We start from the raw sequence: 18,707 nt of genomic DNA, 5'->3' as shown, positions 1-18,707 counted from the left end.
CGCGCTTTCTCAAAGCTTGGCGTGAACGAGCTGCTGCGTATAGGCGTGCTGCGGATCCTGGAAGATCTGGTCGGCCAAACCCTGTTCTACAACCTTACCGCGTCGCATGACCATAACCCGGTCTGCCATCGTGCGTATGACGCCGAGATCGTGCGAGACCAGAACCATGGTGATCGAACGCTCGCGCTGCAACCGCTTCAGCGTATCGAGGACCAGCGCCTGGACGCTGACGTCGAGGCCGGTCGTCGGCTCGTCGAGCAGCAGGACGGCCGGCTCAAGCGCGATTGCCTTGGCGAGCTGTACGCGCTGCTGCATGCCGCCGGAAAGCTCGTTCGGCCGGGCATCCATGCGTCCGATCGGAAATTCCGACGCCTCGAGCGATTGGCGCGCCCGTTCGCGCAGCTCGGCAAAATTGCGGTTGCCTGAAATCAGCAGGCGTTCGGCGACGTTGCCGCTGCTCGTGTGGTTCATCAGCAGGCCGAGATGCGGGTTCTGATAGACGATGCCGATGTGATGCGCCCGCAGCATTCGCCGCTCGAAGCGGTCGAGCGTGAAGAGGTCGCGGTTCTCGTGCCCGGGAAGAGCAAGATTATAGGTGCCTGTGTCGGGCGTATCCTCGAGGTTCATCATCCTCAGAAGCGTCGACTTGCCGGAGCCGGATTCGCCGACAATGCCGAGCACTTCGCCCGGATAGACCGTCACATCGACGCCGCCGAGCGCGGTGACGTCGCCATAGTCGCGCGCAATGCCGCGCATGGTCAGGATAGGCTCGGCCAGCATCAGCCGCGGCGGCTGGCGGGTCAGCTCTGCCGTTTGAGTGGGGTCAAGCGCGGCCATCAGTCCATCCTTCCATTCTTGTACCAGGTCTCGCCGATCTCGACCGCTTCGGCTTCCGACTTGCGGATGTGCTTCACGCCGAAATGGCTGTCGGACAGTTCGTATTGCGAAGAACCGTCTTCCTGCGGAAGCTCGTTCATGAAGAAGCCGGTGACATTGCTGCGGTAGCAAGTCTTGTCCTGGTGATCTTCGACGCGGTACGGTACATCATCGAAAACAAGCGGTTCGACGCGGGTATAGGGCGGCACGGCGAAGATGCGCTTCTCCCGGCCGGCGGACAGGATTGTCAGGTGGTCGGCCTGATTGAGCTTGGGCACGTCCCAGCGCGGGATCGGCGATGGCGTCATCACATGCCGACCGTTGACCATGCTCGGATAGCTGGACCCTTGCATGATCCGTCCCGATTTGACGAGCTGTTCGTAGAGCACCAGCCACAGCTGCCCATAATCGGCATCGCCATGCATTTCGCGGGCGACGGACATATCCGGCTGAACGGGGCGCAGTGGTTCGGGGTTCGGAACCTGCAGCACCAGGACCTGATCCTCGCGCAGCTTTTCCTCCGGAATGCGGTGGCGGGACTGGATGATGGTTGCGGCCATCGTGTCTTCCGTCTCGACGGCACCACCGACCCGCGCCACGAACTTGCGGATGCTGCTCGCATTCACTGAATCGTCTGATCCCTGGTCGATAACTTTGACGACGGATGTGGGCTTGAGCAGCGTCAGCGTCACCTGCAGACCGCCCGTTCCCCAGCCGCGGGCGATCGGCACTTCGCGGCTCGCATAGGGCACCTGGTAGCCGGGAACGGCAATCGCCTTCAGGATGCGGCGGCGCATTTCGCGCTTGGCGGATTCATCGAGGAAACCGTAGTTGAAGGCCATCCAGGGCTTGGTCAAGTCCTGAAGTTTCATAGCGCAGGCTCCTCTTGTTGCGGGGCTCGCTTTTCTGTCACGGTTGGCTTCGTGGCGGCAGCGTTTTTGTCCGTCTTGACGCGGCGCAGGGCGTCGAGGGTCGATTGGAACGTGACATAATGCGGAAGCTTGAAGTGAATGCAGAAGCCGGAGCTTTCGACCGGCTCGGTGTGATAGAGCACGAATTCCTCATTGGCAGCCGGGTGCGGGTCGGGCTGGTTGGAGGCAAGGTCGAGCGTTGCCGCCGCAATCACCTTCACCTCGTTCCAGCCGAAGGTTGCCGAAAAGCCCAGTTGCAATTCCTTCGCCTTGGAAATGACTTCGGTCTGGCTCACACGAACGCGGCCGGCGCTGAAGATGGTACCCGAGGGATGGCGCAGGCGAACTGGCGCATAGGCCAGGCGCAGCTCATTGACGGTCGGATGCACAGCGCTATAGCCGCGCATGGTGGCATAGCCGAGCGCCAGCGTGCCGCCGGTGTCGGCGCGGGCCAAGCTCTGGAGCTTGTGGGCGCGCGCTGCCGGGAACAGCAGCGGCTCGCGCGTCAGATCGGGGATTTCCTCAGGCGCGACGGTTTCGACCGGATGGTCCGGAATAAGCCCTTGCGCCTTCTGCCAGCTGGTCAGTGAGGGTTGCATCGCCGGCGCCGGCTTGGCAGCCGGGATGACCGGTTCCGGGACATAAGCATTGCCCTGCAGCACATCGACCTGAAGCAGGCGGTGGGAGTAGTCCAGCGTCGGCCCCAATATCTGGCCGCCGGGAATATCCTTGAAGGCGGCCGAGATGCGTCGGACCGTCAGAAGATCCGGCTGATTGACGGGTTCGGCGACGGCGATGCGTGGCTGCGTCGTGCGGTAGGCGCGCAGCAGCAGGATCGCTTCGTAGAGATCGCCGCCGGCCTGGGCGAGCGCCAGCGCCGCAAGGTCTGGCTCATAAAGCGAGGCTTCGCCCATCAGCCGGTCGATGAGATAGGGAAGGCCGTTTCGAACCGCCTCGACGCGCTCGCGGGTGATCGGGCCGAGATCGGCGCGGAAAAGCCGTTCCGCCTGCTCGATGGCGTATTCGCCGCCGCGGGTTGCAACATAGGCCATCAGAGCACCTCGATTGTCGTGGAACGGGGAATGCCGAGCAGGCGCTTGCCGCCGACGAGATAGAGATCCCAGCCGAGCGGGTAACGGATTGCTTTGGCACGCATGTGCCAGAAGGCGGGATCGATACCGTCGATCTCGATCGTCACGCTGTCCTTGATGCCGGGGCCGGTGAGACGCAGTCGCTGTCCGGAACCAAATCGCGCGAGCGCAAACAGCGTTGCGGCATCATCGGGATACAGCAGGCTGCCGATGCGCAATGTCGACAAGGCTTCGACAGCTTCGGAGGAGCCGATAGCAGCGAAGACATAATCCGCATCGGCAAGCGGCATTCGTCTCGCACCGGTTGCGGCCATCTTTGGGTTCAGCGCCGGATCGCTTGTCACATGGAAGCTGCATTCGCGATCGAGCAGGCTTTCGGCAAGCGGCCAGAAGCCTTCGGCGGGTAGTTCACGCGGCTGCCCGGGCCGGCTCAGCGCCCACATGAGTTCTTCGAAGGTGGCGTTGGTGCGGGTATCGTCGAGGGTGGGCAGGAGATTGTTGGCCATGGTCAGAATGTCTCCATCTGAACGCGGGTCGCTTCGACTTTTTGCAGGAGCTTTCGGTCTTCCTCTTCCTGATGGCGCCGTTCGGCATTCAGGAGCTCAAGGATGAGAGCTGCCTGATGATTGGCAGCGATCGCTGCGTCGATCACAGCCATTCCCATGGCGTGTTCGAGATCCCTGCCGACCAGTGCGCCATAGCCTTCCACGGCACGGTCCGGCACGCGGATATGCGCTTCGGACACCAGAACTTCGCCGAGATGGAAGGCGGTACTGCGAACGGTATCGATCAGCGGCAGCATGGCAAGGCCGGTACGGTTCACCACGACATCGACCTCGCCAAGTGTGTCGAGCACCTTTTCAGCTGCAGCCTTGATGTGCGCCGGGCGGCCTGCGGCGAGAATGTCCAGTGCCTGCGCATGCGTATAGGATACGTTGACCGCGTTACCAGTCTTCTCCTCAGTCATCATCTTTTCCTCGGGCATCAGGATTTGTTCGGGGAGTGGGGCTCCAAATATTCGAATGATTACTATAGTCATTCGAATGAATTGTCTATGGCGTTTTGCCTTGCTCGAAGAGATTCTCGAAGTGCAGCGAATTCCCTAGGCGCTGCGCCGGCGCAGCCATTCCGCCGTTATGCGGCTTGCTTCCCGTGCGGCGGCCGCCGGTGCCTGCCCCTGCAGCAAGGCGAACAGGAAAGAGCCGGCGAACCGGTCGCCGGCACCAATGGTGTCGGTTGTGTCGACCTTTGCGGCCGGTTCGACTTCTACCGCCTGCAAGCCATCAAACAGCGTAATCGGGCGCGTGCCGTCGGTGAGCACGAGCATCTTCAGGCGTGAACCGGCGATTTGGCCGGCCCTCTGCCAGGCGAGATTGAGATCATCCGGAACATCGTCGCGCGAGGAGATGACATAGTCTGCCGGTCGCGGCGTTGCCGGCCGCAGCGGAAATTGCGAGAGGACGAGCGGCTGCGCGCCGATCTGTTCGACGAGGCTTTCGTCGAGCGCGAGCGCGTTGATATAGACGCCAGCACCCGACAGTTTGCCGGCGGCCGTTAGCGGCTGAGATCGCCCGGTCGGTGCGAGGATCGTCCGCTCTCCACTCGGCTCAAGGAAAATTTCCAGCGGTGCCGTCTTTCCGGGCGCCATCATGATGTAGTCGGTATGGAAGCCGGCCGAGGAAAGGGATCGCAATGCGGTTTGCCCTTGTTCGTCCTGCATCAGCCTCGAAACGATGGCGACGTCCGCACCCAATTCCAGCAATTGCAGGCCGGTATAGAAGGCGCCGCCGCCGAGGCGGGTCGTGCGGGACGAAAATTGTATGCGTCCGCCCGGAACCAGCGGTGCATCCAGCTGCCATATGCGATCGTGGTTTACCGATCCGATTACGATTACTCGGGGCATGCATCCGCCTATCTGTCATCAATGCCTGGTGCCAGCGCATCGACGATGAAACGCTGCGCCAGCAGGAAGATCAAGAGAACGGGAACGATCGACAACAGGCTTGTTGCCATCAGTGGTCCCCAGGCCCGCTCGGCGCCCTCCAAATCGGCGAATGCGGCAATGCCCGTCGTCAGCGTCTTCTTGAAGGCATCATCGAGTACGAGCTGACCCCAGAGATAGATGTTCCAGGCCCCCATGAAGGAAATCACCGAAAGGGCGGATATTGCCGGAATGACATTTGGGATGCCGATCTCGATGAATTGCCGCCACAATCCGCTTCCATCCATGCGTGCCGCCTCGAATATCGAAGCGGGAAGCGACCGGAAAGCCTGCCGCATGTAGAAGACATAGAAGCCGATATAGGGGATCGATGGGATGATCATCGCGCCATAGGTGTTGAAGGCCTGGAGCTTCACCACGGCGATATAGGTCGGAATGATCGCCAGCACGTTTGGAAAGGACATGGTGGCGATAACGAACCAGAACAGCGGCTGCCTCCCCTTGAATTCGAGTCGCCCGAAGGCAAAGCCGGCAGGCACGGAGAGAGCGAGTTTTCCGGCGGTGATCAGGGTGGCGGTCAGCATGGAATTCCAAAGCCACATCCAGATCGGATGACGGCTTGCGGCGATGGCGAAATTCGAAAGCGTCGGATTTTCCGGCCAGAAACGCATGGCTCTCGCCATGATCATGTCGTTTGGCGTGAAGGCCGCCGTCACCATCCAGACGAGCGGAAACACGGTGACGATGCAGATTGCCATGAGCACGACATGGAGCAGCAATCTGTGAAGCTTGTGACCGATATCGCTCATCTGTAGTGCACCCGCTTCTCGCTGACGCGGAACTGCAGCCAGGTGATGGCGAGCACGAGAATGATGATGATGACGGCAACGGCGCTTGCCGGCCCGAACTGGAAGAACAACAGACCCTGCTGCCACAGGAAATAGAGAAGGCTCGAGCTTCTGCCCGCCGGTCCGCCATGGGTCAGCACATCGATGACGCCGACAATGTCGTCAAGCACATGGAAGAAGGTCGTGACGCTGATGAAAAAGGCCGTCGGCGTCATCAGCGGCAGGCTTATGTCGAAGAAATGCCGCGTCGAACCTGCACCGTCGAGCTCAGACGCCTCACGCAGCTGATGCGGCAGGTTCGCGAGCGCTGCCAGCCACAAAAGCATGTTGAGGCCGAAGGTCTTCCAGAAGGTGACGAGGCTGACACAGAGGAGCGCAAGGTTCGGATCCGTATGCCAGCGCGACGGCGGAAAGCCGAAATGGCCGAGCACCTCGTTGAAGAGACCGTTGACCGGATTGAAAAGCCAGGACCAGGCAACGCCTGCCACTGAATAGGCGACGATCGTCGGCAGGAATAGGCTGCCGCGATAAAGCCCTTGCAGCGGATTCTTGCGCACCGAATGCAGCATGACCGCAAAGATCAGTGGGATGACGATCTCGGCCGGGATGAGGACGACGCAGTAAAACAGCGTATTCCACGCCGCCATGCGGAAATCTGGATTGTCGAAAATGGACGCGTAGTTATCGACGCCAACAAAGCGGACGTCTGCCGACAGCAGATTCCAGTCGACCACAGATAACAACATCGACGCTATCAGCGGGCCATAGAGGAATATCGCCACGGAAAAAACGGCTGGCCCCACGAAGAGGTAGGGGGCCAGCGATCGAAGACGAAATGGCATGATGCGAACCTATGCCGAAATCAGCCCAGCAAGCTCGTCATGAGCGCCCTTGATACCGTCGGCAACCGTCGTTTCCTTGAGCAGCATGCGCGAGACCCACTTGCGCCACACGGCCTGACCTTCGAGGCCGCGCTTGCCGGGCCAGATCGTCTCTGTGGTCAGGCCATCGCCGAGCTGAGCCGCCGCCGGCTTCATGAACTCGTTGATGAGCGGAATGTCGTGCGTCGACGTGTTGAGGTAGCCGGTCTGAGACCAAAGCGTCTGGCCTTCCTTCGATGCGCAGAATTCGAGGAAGGTTAGAGCGGCCTCCGCCTGTTCCTTGTTGCGCGTGTAAACGGCAAGGAAATTGCCGCCGCTGTTCATCTTGCGCTGATGTCCCGGAAGCCCCGGGAATTTGGTCGTGACAGCCTTTGCCGCACCGAAGGGGAAGGTGACGGCGGCGGTCGAGCTGGTCGTGCAAATCGCAAGTGCGCCGGACTGGAACGCAGCCGTCTGCTCCTTGTCGCTGACGGGAAGCCAAAGGCCTTCGTGGGCCGGGGCGCAATATTCGGTCATGCCGGCGATGGTTTCCGGGCTGTTCAGGGCCAACTTGCCATCGGGATCGATGATGAAGCCGCCGGCATTCTGGATGAAGGACTGGCTCGTCCATTCGTTGTTGGAGAGGGAGATCGGCGAGCGATAGGTCGGATGCTTGCCTTTCAGGGCCGCATCGAGCTTGCGGGCGCTTTCGTAGAGCCACTTGGTATCAGGCGTTTCCGGCAGATTGGGATCGAGGCCGGCAGCCTTCCACATGTCGCTGTTGATATAGGTGATCGGCGTCGACATCGCCCAAGGAAGACCGATGACGGCGCCGTCGATGGTGACCAGCGGCAGGACCGACGGGCGGAAATTGGCGAGGATTGCCTCTGCCTTTGCGGAATTGATCTCGCGAAGGTCGCGGGCGCCGAGCGTGCGCTTGGCGAAATAGCCGAACTTCCAGCCGGTGATCATCATGGCCGGCGGACGGCCAGCGGCGACGCTCGCGACCGCCTTGGCGGTCACGGCCTCATAGTCGCCGTCAAAACGGTTGGTAACGGTTATGCCGAGCTGCTTGGCATTGAAAGCGTCGACAACCTTCTGGAACGGCTTGTCGGAGCCCCAGGTGCTCGAAATCTCGATAGCCGCGTCGGCGGACCGGGCCTTGCCGGTCAAAGCGATCGATGTGCTGATGACTGCGGTCGTGCCCGCGATAAATTGACGACGATTAAGTCCTACCATCTTATCCTCAATATCCGAATGATTAATCAAACATTCGGATATTTACCTACCGACGGCGAGTGACATCCATATGAAGGGAAGCGTGGCTAAGCGCTAAAGCTCGAGGGTAAAATTGACTTTGGCTGCTGTTTGTTGGATTTCCGATATCGGGCACAGATTGAAAATCGATGCTGTAGCCGATATATGACATTCGAATGACATGGTTGAATTCGGAAGGCAGGCATGGAGAAGAAATTGCTGCACGGGCAATGGCAACAGGTGGAAAGCGATATTGCGGAGGATATCCTGACCGGTCGCCTGTCACCAAAGGCGCAGCTTCCGACGGAGTCCGACCTGATGGAACGTTTCGGCGTCGGACGGCACACCATACGGCGCGCCATTTCCCGTCTCGAAAGCCGGGGGCTCGTGTTGGTCGAGCAGGGGCGCGGAACCTTCGTCAGGGATAGTCGCCTCGATTATCGCCTGTCCGAACGCACGCGCTTTTCCCAGAACCTGCTCGATCAAGGCAGGGAACCGCTCGGCCAGGCCATTCATGAGGAGGTTGTCCCCGCTTCGGAATTGATCGCAGAGGCTTTGCGGCTTCCACTTGGTGAGCCGGTTTATCATATTGTCCGCCGCGGCTTTGCCGACGAGGAGCCGATCAACTATTCGCATGCTTACTATCCGGTGCGCCGTTTTCCAGGTTTCGACGAGGCGCGGCGCAGCGGGCGAAGCGTCACCGTCATTCTGGCCGAATACGGCATCCCCGACTATATCCGCCTGCGCACGGATATCGTCGTCCGTCTGCCGACAAGCGAGGAGGCAAAGCAACTCTGCCAGTCCATGTCTCAGCCGGTGGCTGTGTCGAGAAAGGTGGACGTCGATCTCAAGGGCACCCCGATTTCCTATTCGGAATCCGTCTGGCCGGGCGAGCGCGTGCAATTCTCCATCGACAACACCAGCCAGCTTCTGGACGTGCTTGCGCGCGGTGACGCGGGCTGAATAGACCGGTTCCGCGCGATTGGATCTCTTCAAAGCCTGAATGACGCGTCTGCTGCGATATGCTAGTATCGTGCTTTATCAGGCGCGCAGCGGGTGATGCGATGTTGGAGGCAGACAAGCTATTCGCTGGCTCGATTCCGGAAAATTACGACCACCACATGGTGCCGTTGATTTTCGAGCCTTACGCGGCTGATATAGCCCAGCGAGCAGCGTCCTTGCGGCCCGACGCAGTATTGGAAATCGCTGCAGGCACCGGCGTTGTCACCCGCGCATTGGCGCCGAAATTATCTCCCGGCGCAAACTACGTCGTCACCGACCTCAACCAGCCGATGCTCGATTACGCCGCTTCGCGGCAGGCTCCCGACAGCCGCATCACATGGCAGCAGGCGGATGCCCAGTCGTTGCCCTTCGAAAATGCATCCTTCGATCTCGTCTTTTGCCAGTTCGGCGCCATGTTTTTTCCGGACCGTATCTCGGCCTATCGCGAGGCAAAGCGCGTTCTGAAGCCCGGTGGACATTTCCTCTTCAACGTCTGGGACCGCATCGAAGAGAACATATTCGCGGATGATGTCACGAACGCGCTTGCCCGGATTTTTCCCAACGATCCGCCACGCTTTCTAGCGCGCACTCCGCATGGCTATCACGATGTGGATCGGATTCGCGGCGATCTCGAGAAGGCTGGTTTCTCCGAAATTGTGATTGAAACGAGGGCCGAGCAAAGCCGGGCATCTTCGCCGCGTCTTCCGGCCGTCGCTTATTGTCAGGGAACTCTGCTTCGTAACGAAATCGAAGCCAGAGAAGCGGAGAGGCTGCAGGCTGCGACCGACTATGTCGCCGCCGCAATCGAAGCCCGACACGGTAGCAGCGAAGTTGCTGCTAAAATTCAGGCACATATCATCCTGGCGACGGCTTATCCTGCCTAATGTCTGAAATATTAACTGAAGAATAACTATAATCTAAAGCAGGGTTGCCGATTTATGCATGCGGCTACGAGTCGTTATATGGTCGTGGATACCAAATGGAGATCCAGGGCAACATTCGCTGAGCTTTCCGGTGAGGTTTCATAAAGAAATACCTGAGGGACAAGATGCGGGCGGCAACGCCGGCAAATCCGCTCATATGCTCTTGAACCTTCAGGTGCTGCGCGCGCTCGCAGCCTTTTCCGTGGTCATCGCCCATGCTCTGCACGAAACAGAGATCCTTGCAGCAGCGACGGGACGTGCAGCGGTCGATGGCTCTGCCTGGAATCTCGGTTTCGGCGTCGACATCTTCTTCGTTCTTTCCGGCTTCATCATGATGCATACGGCTGCCGCCGAATTCGGCAAAAGTGGTGCTTCATTGCGCTTCTTCCTGCGGCGCTGCGCCCGCGTCGTCCCGCTTTACTGGCTGCTGACGAGTTCCCTGCTGCTCGGCGCGTTGGTGGCGCCCTCGCTGCTGGCCGTTCCCATCGGTTCCCTGCCCCATATCCTGGCGTCCTATTTCTTCATTCCGTCGGGGCGCGGCGTGGATGAGATCAGGCCGGTGCTCGCACTCGGTTGGACACTGAACTACGAAATGCTGTTTTACGTCTTCTTCGCGGCGGCACTCCTGCTGCCGATACGGTCGGGCGTCGTCTGGCTTTCGGTTCTCATGGTAGGAATGGCGCTTGTCGGAAAGCTCATCCATCCCCACCATGTCCAGATAGCGTTCTGGACGAGCCCGATCATTCTGGAGTTCCTGTTCGGTGTCTATGCCGCTCTGATTTTCCGCAGCGGTGCAAGGATCGGCGCCGGGCCGGCGCTTGGGCTGGCGGCCATCGGGCTCCTCGGCTTCGTGCACGTCTCCGCGCCCTGGAACGATGCGGTCCTGCCGCAATTCTTGCGAAGCGGCCTGCCTGCGGCTCTGCTCGTGCTCGCCGCCGCAATCGGTCCCGTTCCGCCCCAGAGGCGGCCTGTCTTTTGGGGAGTCGCTCTAGGAGACGCCTCCTACAGCCTTTATCTTGTCCATCCGTTCATCCTGCGGCCGTTGCGCGCGATCTGGATGAAGGTGATCGGGGGGACCCTTCCTCTTGGTCTGTTCATCGTCTTCGCGACGCTGGTCGCCGCCGCTTTTGCCCAGGCGCTTTTCAGATATGTCGAGAGGCCGTTTACGCGCCGCGTCCAGGGCCTCGTGTTTCGCGTCGCGCGGAGGAAGCAGGCAGCAACCGGTACTCTTTCGACGGCCGACACGGAAAGCGCTTGATTCCCTCGCGCCACATCGGATCGCAAGGTGCGCAGCTTCGTCGACTTTCTTACCGAAGTGTTCAAGGATTGGCGGGGTAGCGGCTGCTCAATCCGCCCATTCCGGATCCGTCGTAAAAGCGATAGTCAGCCAGCGGTCCGGCCCTTCGTCGCCGATCGCTTCGCCGATTTGGTCGCGGATATGGTCCCATTCCACCAGCTTTTTCGCCGGTCCATCCGGTGCAACGATGAAGTAGAGCTCAATCTGCTTGCCGCGGCCGACCCGCGCGACATAGGAGCGGTAGGATAAGAAATCGTAGCGTCGAACTATGTCGGTCGCGACGCGATCGACATGTTCCCGAAGATCCGCAGGTGTCACGAGCAGGATGTCGGCGAATGCCTGCTTGATCGTTCCGATCGGCATGGGAATGACGACGAGGCAGACGAGAGCAAGAGCGACCGGATCGACATAGGGCGACATCCACTGCAGGTTCGTTCCCTGAATGAAAAAACCGAAGATGAAGGCAAGCAGCAGCGCGCCGCTCAGGCAGCCTGTCATGATCCAGGCCTTGGCGTCCAGTGCGATGAAATTGGATCTGAGCGTCTTGTTTGCGCGGTTGCCATAGGCCGCCATCAGGAAGGCGATGATCATGGTCAGCACCGCGTAGATGATGGCTTGATCGAAAGAGAGATGACGGCCGCCGGCCATGATGCTGCCGATGGCGTTGATCAGGGCATAGACTGCGGCTCCCGTCAGGAGGACGCCATTGAGGCCAAGCACCATCGGCTCGAGGTGCCAGAAGCCCATGGTGAAATGCTTGGCGAATTTGCCGGCGGGTGTCGTGTTCGTCGCGGAGGATATGATCAGATTGGAAACGATCAGCGCCACGATCGTCATGCTCGCATCGGTAAGCGCGTAGACGCCGTCAAAGACGATCGCATAGGAGCCGGAGAGAATGCCGAAGACGATACCGGCGACGGCCAGAACGAATGTCACGATGATGGAAATGCGCAGGACGCTTTGTTCGGTCGTCACTTCTTAATCCCCAGCTAAAGCGCGGCATGCATTTCGAATAATCTGGCATGCACGACAGACTTCTATCGCGTCATAGGTCCCAAGCCAATCGAGGTGGTTCTGTCATGAAATACCTCTTCAAGCGTAAGCTGAGAGGCACTCAATCACCTCAGGATCGGCGTGGTCTGTCGTTCTCGCCCTGCCGTCTAAACTCGCTCGGCGTGACGCCCACCAGCTTCTTGAAGTCACGGGCAAAGTGGAATGGATCGGGGTAGCCGCATCTGGCGGCGATCTTGCCGATCTGCTCATCCGTTACCACCAGTAGCCGTTTGGCGGCGTTTACGCGCTCGTGCCGCAGCCAGTCGATAGGCGTCGTTCCCGTTCTCTGACGGAAGCGTCGGAACAGTTGGGCTTGGCTCAGATTGGCGGCGGGCGCGAGCTCTGCCACCGTCCAGGCGCGTGACAGATCGGCTCGAACCGTCTCCATGACCCGCTGCAGGCGCTGAACGGCGCCGCCAACGTCACTATTGTAGGCCCGCTCCGATACCAATGAAGAGATCAACTGGGCGAGCAAGGCGAAGCACTGGCTCTCTGCAAAGAAGCCTCTTCCTTCCACTTCACCGAGGATCCCCTCGAACATGCCTTGTAGATTGTGCACAGCCTTCATGTCGAAAACCGGATTGGCGACCACGCCAAGGCTGTCAAACAGGGTATCGAGCCCGTATCCGACGAAGCCCACCCATAGATAGGACCAGTGCGCATGGCGTGGCTCGCAGCGATGCGAATACAACATTGAGGAGTCCAGCCAGGCGATCGTCCCCTCATGCAGCAGGCTGGAGACTCTGTTGACCTGCAACAGGCCTTTTCCGCCGAGAGTAAGGATCAAGGTGTGATGGTTGAAGCGGTGGGCTATCGGCATTTCCGCTGGCGTGCAGATCCGGCGTCCGGCGGCGAGAAGCGTGTAGGGAAAGGCGCGGGACAACTTGCCCGGAGTCTGAAAGAAGACGTCGTCAAGGGGGAGGGTTGCTGGTGAAGTCGCTTTATCGGTCATGGCGACCTAACCCTATTGGGTAATGAGAGTTTTATCCATATGGCTGCGGTTGGCATCCATGTCTTTTCATGCCGTGCCGCTGTATTCTACGGCGATAAACCAGAATGGACAAAGGTCCTGATCATGCCGACGGCAACCCCAGTATTCGATCCGCTCAGCCAAGCGTTCACTGACGATCCCTATGCCGCCTACCGTGAGCTGCGCGCCACTCCCGGTCCCGTCTATTACGAGCATTTCGACATATGGCTGCTGTCGCGCTATCAGGATGTGGCCGTTGCCGCCGCTGACAAGACGCTCGTGCGCTCGCTCGAATTCTTTCTTTCCCCGGAGGAGATACAGGAGCAGAAGGTTCGGCAGAACTGGCACGACATGCCGAACCATTCGCGCTTCGTGCAATTCAGCCTTCTGGATTCCGATGGTGAAACCCATGACCGGCTGCGCCGCAAGGTGTTCCGTGAATTTACCCCGGCACTCGTTGCGCGCCAGCGCGGCATGATACAGGACTTCGTCGAACGCCTGCTCGACCGTCTCCTGCAGGCAGGTACGATCGATTTCGTCGAAGATCTCGCCTCGCAGGTTCCGGGGCACATCATCGGTTCCGTGTTGGGCGTGCCCGAGGAATATGCCGGGCAGCTGCGCAAGTGGTCTGAAGAGGTCGTGCAGTATTTCGATGTCGATCGCAGCGCCGAGCGCAAGGCGATCGCCGAACGCGCGACGACGGAATTCTACGAACTCCTCAAGGAACTCATCGCCGAGCGTGTACGCAATCCGCGCGACGATCTTCTCTGTCGGCTGACCGAGGCGCATGTTGCCGGCGAGCTGACCGAAGACGAGCTCGTGTCCACCTGCATGCTGATCCTCATGGCCGGACATGGCTCGACCATCGATGTGCTGGGTAGCGGCATGCATGCTTTGATGCAATATCCCGATGCTCTGAGCAAGCTGCGGGAAACCCAGGCCGTGATGCCGACTGCCATCCAGGAAATGTTCCGCTTCGAGTCACCGCTGCCGTTCTTTCATCGCTACCTGACGGAAGAAAAGACGATTGCCGGCACGCCGCTGCCAAAGGGCACGAAGATCGGCCTGCTCTATGGCGCGGCCAATCGTGATCCGGAGCAATTTGACTCACCCGATGTTTTCAATGTCGAGCGCACCCCCAACCGCCATCTGGCTTTCGGCGGCGGCGCGCATTTCTGTCTCGGCAATCATCTCGCGCGGCTGGACATGGAGATCATTTTCTCGACGCTCCTGCGACGCACCCGCTCGATAGAACTGCTGGATGACAGTCCCGCCTACAAGCGCGGGCTCTTGGTGCGCGGTCCGCAACGTCTGGATGTTCGTCTTATTGCCGCGTGAACGGACTTACCGAAAATATGGAGAATGCAATGTGTGAAATCGTGTTCATCGATTCCGCTGGTCGTGAGACGCGTGTTAAGGCGCAGGAGGGTGAAACTCTGATGGCTGTGGCCGTCAGGAGCGGCATCGATGGCATCGTGGCGCAATGCGGCGGCGCCTTGGCCTGCGGTACCTGTCATTGCTACATCGAGCAACCTCATCTCGATCTTCTGCCGCCGCCTTCTGAAGAGGAAGTGACGATGATCGAATTCGTGATGGAGCCGGCGCCGAACAGCCGCTTGAGCTGTCAGATTCTCGCAAGCAGCGTCGTCGACGGCATGCGTGTCGTCGTGCCGGATAGTCAGCACTAGGGACGGTCCAGTTTTTAGGGAATCTCTGAACCGCTCTATCTCTTTGGTTTCGCGCAATTCCGGACGGAAAACCGCTGCGCACTTTTCCTCGAATTGCTCTCGGAACTGGCCTTCAGACGAGATGTCTGAGCCAGCAACCTCGCTCGAATTTTCAGAGTATCCGGCCTAAACCGGCTGTTCCGATGTCAGGAGATCGGCGTAGTGGGCGCGGGCGACATCCGGGTGGGAACGCAAGCGGCTCTTCAGCTGGTTCTGACCCACTTCGCGGAAGATCGGGTTCAAGGGGTCGATCGAGATGCCGCGCTCCGATCGCTTCAGCTCCTCCGGCAGTTCGATGACGGGGATCGTCGCATCCGGTCGGGACCCGAGGAAGAAGGCGACGGAGAAACGTTCGACGCCGGCAGGCGGTGCGATGACGTCATGCACGTCGGCGCGCACGAAGCCGTTCGTCGCAAGCTCAAGCAACTCGCCGGTATTGATGACGAAGGTGCCCGGCACCGGCGGTGCGTCGATCCAGACGCCGTCTTCCGTGCGCACCCGCAGGCCGGGCGTGGTGTCCTGGAGCAGCACGGTGACGAAGCCGCCATCCTTGTGAGCGCCGACGCCCTGATCCGTTTCGGCGACGTCGCGGCCGGGATAGCGGATGATCTTCAGAAGCTGCGAGGCCTGCGGCTCATAAATATCGGCGAAGACGTTTTCCTGCTGGCCGAGAGCTGCGGCGATCGCCTTCAGCACGTCGATGCCGATGCGCGTCACCTCGGCCTGATAGGCAAGCAGCAGAGGCTTGAGCTCCGGCAGCGCCTCCGGCCACTGGTTCGGTCCCTGCAGGCGCCGCCAGGCCGGCGTGTCCGGGCCGATCTCGAAGGGTGTACTCTCGGTGTTGATGTCGAGCTGCTCGCGCCAATCCTGTTCGCCGCGCGTACGCTCCTGGCCTGCGCGATTGTAGCCACGGAAGTGCGGTGACTTGACCATCTCGATCTTGAGCTTTTCTTCCATGGGCAGCGCGAAGAAACGCTTGGCCGTTGCCACCACGTCGGCAATCAGCTTGGGATCGACGCCGTGCCCCGTCAGATAGAAGAAGCCGTGATCGTAAAGCACCGCGCGAAGCTCTGCGATAAAGGCTTGATGTTCTGCCGCCGAAGCATAGAGGCGCTGGAGATCAAGCGTTGGAAGCGATGCGTCGGAGCCGGTCGGCATGGTATGGCGGGGCAATGAGGTTTCCTCTTCGAAGTTCATCTTTGTTTTCGGACCGCAATGCCATCGCCTGCCGTGTCCGAACCTTGGTGATGCAAATGGCTCTTATGGGTTTAGACAAGGCTAAAAGCCCTTCGTTATCAAAGCAAAGAAGATAATCTCAAAGATCGCTGATCTTTTGGAATGGTTTTTACGGTCGCCGTTCTCGCGACTGCCGCTTATCTGAATAGTCATCGAGGCTGCAGTTCACCCAATTCCTTCGTAAGCACCTCCAGCTCATCGACACTGCCTATCCGTGTCAGCGCCTTGCCCGCATTTTGCGCTTCCGTACACAGGCGGCGAATGTCGGGCATCCAGTCTTGCTCGATTTCCCATATGGTCCGGAACAGATCTCGCGTCGGCGGCATGGCCGAAAGTCCGCCGGGCGCGTTTTCGATCGTGCCCGACTGCCAGGCGATCTGCCGCTCGGCCGCGAGCCAGAAATGCATCCAGAGCGGCATATCGATGAGGATGATCTCGGTCGCGCGATCTATCCGCGCCGGGATCGAATTCTTGTGCCCCAGGCCATCGATGACCCAATTCTCACCCGATAGGATTTGTTCATGCTGCTCGGCATAGGTCTCGATCGGTGTGGGAATCCAGCCTTCCTGCCAAAGCAACCTGTCGATCTCGAAATGGGGAATCGCGTGGCGCTCGCTCAATTTGCGGGCGAGGGTGGATTTCCCACCGCCTGCATTTCCCAAAATGGCGATGCGCGACATTGGATGACGACCTGACGATTCGAGCCTATCGGAAACTCGGCAAACATACCGGAGCTTTTATGAAGTTATTTCCTTGCTGTTGCAATTGATGCGGACGGCAGGAGACTCAGGCTGCGTCGCGCCGCACGAAATGCTGAATGCCGGCGGGATTGGACGATGAGGTTGCGTATGGGAGTTGGTGCCAGGTCGAACCGGTCGAGCCCGACCAGCGTGGAAGGTGCCCAGCGAAATTCGAGGTCGGCATTGCCATCCTTCACCCGATGGACGACTTCCGTTTCGTGAAACGGAAATGGCTGCAGCAGCTCCGCCTCGTAATAGACGCTAACTTCGTGAACACGTCGTCCGGCAAATTCGAAGAAATTTTCGATGATGAAGCGTAAAGGTCCGATGGTCGCCTTGCAGCCGATTTCCTCTTCGATTTCACGGGCAAGTGTCTCGGCGCCTGCCTCATGAAACTCCACCCGGCCGCCGGGCAAAGACCAGAAGTTGTCCGTGAGCGCGCGGTGAATGAGGATATGATCGCCGTGGCGGATCATTGCTCCGGCGCGCAATTGAAAGCGGGATTCTCCCGAATCCATGACGATCATGGTTCGTGCGGTTTCTGCCATGGGCGGCCTCCGATTGCGAGACGAGATGAAAGTCATTTGCCAGATACCAGCATCCGGTTCTTAGATATAGTGAAGCAGTTTGGAGGTTGTTTTCGTTTGCTTCGCTTCCCCTAATCGAGCAGGTCCTGGCAATGCGTTTCGTAAATCCAATCCCCTTCGTCAGCGATATCGAGCGTTCGAAGGCGTTCTACTGTGAGCTGTTGGGCCTCAAGATCTTGAATGACTTCGGCAGCTTCGTGCTGTTTGAAACCGGCTTTGCGATTCATGATGGAAAATCGCTGGAGCAAACGGTCTGGAGGGAAAGCAGCGAAGCATCCGAACCCTATGGGCGGCGAAACATCCTTCTCTATTTCGAACATGAGGACGTGGATGCTGCCTTCGAGGCGATAGCGCCGCATGTCAATCTCATTCATCCCGTCGAAAGGCAGGAATGGGGGCAGCGCGTATTCCGCTTCTATGATCCTGACGGTCATGCGGTGGAGATCGGCGAACCGCAACCGGACCTGATGGCGGGTTGATCCTTGCTGCCGTTAACCTGAAGCGACGGAGCATTCTTTGCCTTGTAAAGAATCGGATCAAAACGACATTCTCCTCAGGACCTCATCCTTGCGGACGAAATGGTGCCAGAGCGCTGCCAGGATATGCAGACTGACGATGGCATACAGGCAATAGGCGCCATATTCGTGGATCTCGGCGGCGGCTCGCTCCAGGCCCTTGTCGTGTGGCAGCAGGTTGGGCCATTGGAAGAGGCCGAACCATGGCAGATCATGGCCGCCGGCAGCAGACGTGGCGTAGCCTGCAAGCGGCATCAGGATCATCAAGATGTAGAGCAGGATATGCGCGCCGCGGGCGGCATGGTGATTGAAGACGCCAAGCGGCCGTTGATAGGCAGGTTCACCCAGCGAAAGCCTGAGCGGCAGGCGGATGGCGATGAGAAAAAGCGCCGTCATGCCGAGGGACTTGTGTATGTCGAGGAGGGCGCGACGCAGGGGTATGCCCGGGGTGAGGTAGGAACAATAAAGGCCGATGACGAGCGCTGAAATGATGATGATGGCAATGAGCCAATGCAGGAGCCGTTGCGACAATCGATAGCGGGCGGTGGATGTTTCTGCTGTGGTCGCTGTCGTGTCGGACATGGGTTTCTCCGGTCGTCTGGGTACGGCGCGGATGCGGTAATCGGTTTGAATATGGCTGAATTGAGGGCCTTTCCGTTCACCTTCTCGCGAGTGATCTCTATAGGCGACGCGCGAGGTAGCGCCGGCGAAAGGCTTCGGCTTGCATAAGCGACTTTGTGGTCGGAAGTCGCGCCGGCCGCGTCCAGCCTATCCGGCACTATTGTTCCGGCTTAGGCGGCGTCCGGTTTCTTTCGCCGGCGCTGGAAAGGATCTCGCAGCTTTCCGTATGCGTCGGCGCTGGCGCTTCGGCG

The 18,707-nt window shown here is 59.4% G+C and carries 21 protein-coding genes; 6 read left to right on the top strand and 15 right to left on the bottom strand.

Annotation, left to right across the window (positions count from 1 at the left end; all coding sequences use genetic code 11):
* Window positions 1-9 precede the first annotated feature (9 nt).
* From I8E17_RS25145 to I8E17_RS25105, 9 genes are all read right to left on the bottom strand, one after another.
* Window positions 10-837, bottom strand: a complete 828-nt coding sequence (locus tag I8E17_RS25145; protein WP_069610063.1) for an ATP-binding cassette domain-containing protein — start codon at window positions 835-837, stop codon at window positions 10-12.
* Window positions 837-1,748: an alpha-D-ribose 1-methylphosphonate 5-phosphate C-P-lyase PhnJ gene (locus I8E17_RS25140; RefSeq protein ID WP_069610062.1), complete on the bottom strand. Its 912-nt coding sequence runs from the start codon at window positions 1,746-1,748 to the stop codon at window positions 837-839. Before I8E17_RS25140 ends, I8E17_RS25145 begins: the two co-directional genes overlap by 1 nt.
* On the bottom strand, window positions 1,745-2,839 hold the full coding sequence (locus I8E17_RS25135) for a carbon-phosphorus lyase complex subunit PhnI (RefSeq protein WP_069610061.1): 1,095 nt from the start codon (window positions 2,837-2,839) through the stop codon (window positions 1,745-1,747). Before I8E17_RS25135 ends, I8E17_RS25140 begins: the two co-directional genes overlap by 4 nt.
* Entirely contained in the window at window positions 2,839-3,384 is a 546-nt protein-coding gene (gene phnH / locus I8E17_RS25130; protein ID WP_069610060.1) for a phosphonate C-P lyase system protein PhnH, read from the bottom strand. Before phnH ends, I8E17_RS25135 begins: the two co-directional genes overlap by 1 nt.
* Window positions 3,385-3,386: 2 nt before the next feature.
* A complete protein-coding gene (locus I8E17_RS25125; protein ID WP_229002158.1) occupies window positions 3,387-3,848 on the bottom strand; it encodes a phosphonate C-P lyase system protein PhnG in 462 nt (153 codons plus the stop codon).
* A gap of 132 nt (window positions 3,849-3,980) precedes the next feature.
* On the bottom strand, window positions 3,981-4,781 hold the full coding sequence (locus I8E17_RS25120; RefSeq protein WP_219511662.1) for a PfkB family carbohydrate kinase: 801 nt from the start codon (window positions 4,779-4,781) through the stop codon (window positions 3,981-3,983).
* An 8-nt stretch (window positions 4,782-4,789) separates the two neighbouring features.
* Entirely contained in the window at window positions 4,790-5,629 is an 840-nt protein-coding gene (locus I8E17_RS25115; protein WP_229002157.1) for a carbohydrate ABC transporter permease, read from the bottom strand.
* On the bottom strand, window positions 5,626-6,510 hold the full coding sequence (locus I8E17_RS25110; protein ID WP_083258013.1) for a sugar ABC transporter permease: 885 nt from the start codon (window positions 6,508-6,510) through the stop codon (window positions 5,626-5,628). Before I8E17_RS25110 ends, I8E17_RS25115 begins: the two co-directional genes overlap by 4 nt.
* A gap of 9 nt (window positions 6,511-6,519) precedes the next feature.
* Window positions 6,520-7,767, bottom strand: a complete 1,248-nt coding sequence (locus tag I8E17_RS25105; RefSeq protein WP_069610057.1) for an extracellular solute-binding protein — start codon at window positions 7,765-7,767, stop codon at window positions 6,520-6,522.
* Window positions 7,768-7,989: 222 nt separating this feature from the next.
* Here I8E17_RS25105 and phnF point away from each other — a divergent pair, with 222 nt between their 5' ends.
* From phnF to I8E17_RS25090, 3 genes are all read left to right on the top strand, one after another.
* Window positions 7,990-8,748 (top strand): phosphonate metabolism transcriptional regulator PhnF, encoded by a 759-nt coding sequence (gene phnF / locus I8E17_RS25100; RefSeq protein WP_069610056.1) that lies wholly within the window; start codon window positions 7,990-7,992, stop codon window positions 8,746-8,748.
* Window positions 8,749-8,849: 101 nt separating this feature from the next.
* On the top strand, window positions 8,850-9,671 hold the full coding sequence (locus tag I8E17_RS25095) for a class I SAM-dependent methyltransferase (protein WP_113366196.1): 822 nt from the start codon (window positions 8,850-8,852) through the stop codon (window positions 9,669-9,671).
* 130 nt (window positions 9,672-9,801) lie between these two features.
* Window positions 9,802-10,968, top strand: a complete 1,167-nt coding sequence (locus I8E17_RS25090; RefSeq protein ID WP_229002156.1) for an acyltransferase — start codon at window positions 9,802-9,804, stop codon at window positions 10,966-10,968.
* An 87-nt stretch (window positions 10,969-11,055) separates the two neighbouring features.
* Here I8E17_RS25090 and I8E17_RS25085 read toward each other — a convergent pair whose 3' ends face one another.
* Both I8E17_RS25085 and I8E17_RS25080 read right to left on the bottom strand, forming a co-directional pair.
* Entirely contained in the window at window positions 11,056-11,982 is a 927-nt protein-coding gene (locus I8E17_RS25085) for a cation transporter (protein WP_069610054.1), read from the bottom strand.
* Window positions 11,983-12,130: 148 nt separating this feature from the next.
* Window positions 12,131-13,012 carry a helix-turn-helix domain-containing protein gene (locus tag I8E17_RS25080; RefSeq protein ID WP_229002155.1) on the bottom strand — a complete coding sequence of 294 codons (882 nt, stop codon included), beginning with the start codon at window positions 13,010-13,012 and terminating at the stop codon, window positions 12,131-12,133.
* Window positions 13,013-13,135: 123 nt separating this feature from the next.
* On the opposite strand from I8E17_RS25080, the gene I8E17_RS25075 reads away from it, so the two are divergent.
* Window positions 13,136-14,368: a cytochrome P450 gene (locus tag I8E17_RS25075; RefSeq protein WP_219511664.1), complete on the top strand. Its 1,233-nt coding sequence runs from the start codon at window positions 13,136-13,138 to the stop codon at window positions 14,366-14,368.
* Between the two features lie 29 nt (window positions 14,369-14,397).
* Window positions 14,398-14,718 (top strand): 2Fe-2S iron-sulfur cluster-binding protein, encoded by a 321-nt coding sequence (locus I8E17_RS25070; protein ID WP_069610053.1) that lies wholly within the window; start codon window positions 14,398-14,400, stop codon window positions 14,716-14,718.
* A 165-nt stretch (window positions 14,719-14,883) separates the two neighbouring features.
* Here I8E17_RS25070 and I8E17_RS25065 read toward each other — a convergent pair whose 3' ends face one another.
* The 3 genes from I8E17_RS25065 to I8E17_RS25055 all read right to left on the bottom strand — a co-directional run bounded on the left by I8E17_RS25065 (window position 14,884) and on the right by I8E17_RS25055 (window position 17,281).
* A complete protein-coding gene (locus I8E17_RS25065; RefSeq protein ID WP_069610434.1) occupies window positions 14,884-15,915 on the bottom strand; it encodes a 2-oxoglutarate and iron-dependent oxygenase domain-containing protein in 1,032 nt (343 codons plus the stop codon).
* Window positions 15,916-16,142: 227 nt separating this feature from the next.
* On the bottom strand, window positions 16,143-16,673 hold the full coding sequence (locus I8E17_RS25060) for an adenylate kinase (protein ID WP_069610052.1): 531 nt from the start codon (window positions 16,671-16,673) through the stop codon (window positions 16,143-16,145).
* A gap of 65 nt (window positions 16,674-16,738) precedes the next feature.
* The gene (locus I8E17_RS25055; RefSeq protein ID WP_307777818.1) at window positions 16,739-17,281 is read right to left on the bottom strand and encodes an NUDIX domain-containing protein; all 543 of its coding nucleotides are present in this window, start codon (window positions 17,279-17,281) and stop codon (window positions 16,739-16,741) included.
* A 131-nt stretch (window positions 17,282-17,412) separates the two neighbouring features.
* On the opposite strand from I8E17_RS25055, the gene I8E17_RS25050 reads away from it, so the two are divergent.
* Entirely contained in the window at window positions 17,413-17,799 is a 387-nt protein-coding gene (locus I8E17_RS25050) for a VOC family protein (RefSeq protein ID WP_069610433.1), read from the top strand.
* A gap of 57 nt (window positions 17,800-17,856) precedes the next feature.
* Here I8E17_RS25050 and I8E17_RS25045 read toward each other — a convergent pair whose 3' ends face one another.
* A complete protein-coding gene (locus I8E17_RS25045; protein WP_069610051.1) occupies window positions 17,857-18,417 on the bottom strand; it encodes a cytochrome b in 561 nt (186 codons plus the stop codon).
* Window positions 18,418-18,707 lie beyond the last annotated feature (290 nt).

This window comes from Rhizobium sp. AB2/73 (assembly GCF_020871915.1).
GTDB lineage: Bacteria > Pseudomonadota > Alphaproteobacteria > Rhizobiales > Rhizobiaceae > Rhizobium > Rhizobium dioscoreae.
Note: the sequence above shows the minus strand (reverse complement) of the source record. Positions and strands in the feature narration are given on the sequence as shown.